This is a genomic window from Bradyrhizobium sp., from assembly GCF_049581145.1.
Lineage (GTDB): Bacteria > Pseudomonadota > Alphaproteobacteria > Rhizobiales > Xanthobacteraceae > Bradyrhizobium.
Map to the genome: position 1 here is coordinate 1 of NZ_JBAURI010001231.1, position 1,536 is coordinate 1,536.

General features: G+C 59.4%; 2 protein-coding genes. Both read left to right on the plus strand.

Annotation, left to right across the window (positions count from 1 at the left end):
* Window positions 1-734 (plus strand): DUF1214 domain-containing protein (locus WCB02_RS39195; RefSeq protein WP_423967700.1); only part of this gene is annotated, 734 nt, incomplete at its 5' end.
* A gap of 65 nt (window positions 735-799) precedes the next feature.
* A partial coding sequence (locus tag WCB02_RS39200; protein ID WP_423967702.1) for a DUF1254 domain-containing protein occupies window positions 800-1,536 on the plus strand: 737 nt, incomplete at its 3' end.

Genomic DNA, 1,536 nt, shown 5'->3' on the forward strand with positions numbered 1-1,536 from the left:
AACCCCTCCCGGCCAGCCAGCAAACCTCGCTCGAATTCTTCAACCAGATGGCGTTTCTCCTTCAGTTCTGTGTCCCGCCGCATCCCAGCGAAACAGAGCTCCGTCAGAGCTTCACAAGGATCGGCATCGAACCCGGCAAGCTATTCGATCCTACCTCTTTCTCGCCTGAGATAAAGGACGCCCTCAAAGCTGGCATCGACGACGGCCAGAAAGCTATTGACAGCAGCCGCGCCGCCACAGGTGGCAAGACCGAAACCCTCTTCGGCTCGCGCGAATATCTTAAGAACAACTTCCTCGCGCGCGCTACGGGTACGGTAATGGGAATCGGCGCAAACTCCCGCGACGAAGCCTTGTATCCCATCCTCGACAAGGACGCCGACGGTGAACCGCTCGACGGCAGCAAAAGTAAATACACCCTGCATTTCGCCAAGGGCCAGTTCCCTCCCGTCAACGCCTTTTGGTCGCTCACCATGTACGACCTTCCCAGCCAGCTCCTCGTGAATAATCCCATCGATCGCTATCTGATCAATTCGCCCATGCTGCCGCAGCTCAAGCTCGACGGCGACGGTGGACTGACACTCTATATCCAGGCTGATGCGCCTGCGGCTGACGCACAGGCCAACTGGCTCCCCGCGCCAAACGGCCCGTTCATGCTGACACTCCGCTACTACTGGCCCAAGCCGGAACTGCTCAGCGGCGCGTGGCAATCTCCTCCCGTTCAGCGGACCCGATAGCCCCGCTCCCTACGACCACAATCCCATCCGTACCGAAGCGATCTTATCGAAACGTGAGGAGCCAGATGCCCAGCCAAACGAACCTCTCCGCCGCCGAAGCACGAGCCATCGCCAAAGATGCTTTCATCTACGGCTTCCCCCTGGCCGCCAACTATCAGACGATGTACAAGCAGGCCGTCGACACCGCGAACAAAGACTATCGCGCTCCGTTCAACTCGCTTACCAACTCGAAATCGGTGGCCACTCCTGACGACAAATTCGTCGTCACCCCCAACTCCGATACCCCGTATTCCTACTTGTGGATGGACCTCCGCGCCGAACCCATGATCGTGACCATGCCGGCGATCGAGCCCAACCGTTATTACACCGGTCAGATGATCGACCTCTACACGTACAACTTCGCTTACATTGGCACCCGCGCCTACGGCAACGAAGGGGGAGCCTTCCTCATCGCAGGTCCCGGCTGGAAGGGCGAAAAGCCTGACGGCGTCAAGGACGTCCTGCGCACGGAAACGCAGTTCGCCTACATCCTCTTCCGCACGCAGCTCTTCAATGCCGCCGACCTGCCGGCTGTAAACAAAATTCAGTCCGGCTATACCGCGCAGCCACTTAGCGCGTTCCTCAAACAACCCGCACCGCCGGCCGCGCCTGCTGTCTCATGGCCAACGATGGGTGACCTCCCCACCGGCGCGGACGTCTTTCCCTACGTCAATTTTCTCTTCCAGTTCTGCCCGCCCAACGCCTCAGAGAGCGACCTCCTCGCCCGCTTCGCCAAAATCAACGTCGGCCCAAACCTTGTCTT